Annotated in this window: 1 protein-coding gene; it reads left to right on the top strand. The window is 62.7% G+C overall.

Going from position 1 to position 212, the window contains the following annotated elements:
* Window positions 1-212 (top strand): immunoglobulin-like domain-containing protein (locus C6382_RS24095; protein ID WP_158262130.1); only part of this gene is annotated, 212 nt, incomplete at both ends.

Raw genomic sequence — 212 nt, 5'->3', positions numbered from 1 at the left:
CACCCTGACGGTTCCGGCTAGCAACGGCGAAGACGCCTACAAGGACGGCACCGAACTGACCGCCACGATCACCGGCGTCAACGGTCCTGGCTTTGAAAAGCTGGAAGTCGGCAACAGCTCGGCAACCTCGACGGTGGTCGACACCACGACGGTCTCGACCGTGAGCCTGACCGGTTCGGTACAAGACGAAGGCCCGTCGGCGCAGTACATCT

It is taken from the genome of Pseudomonas sp. BBP2017 (assembly GCF_003024385.1).
In the GTDB taxonomy this organism is placed as follows: domain Bacteria; phylum Pseudomonadota; class Gammaproteobacteria; order Pseudomonadales; family Pseudomonadaceae; genus Aquipseudomonas.
The sequence above is the reverse complement of the archived record's forward strand: the minus strand, read 5'-3'. Positions and strand labels throughout refer to the sequence as shown.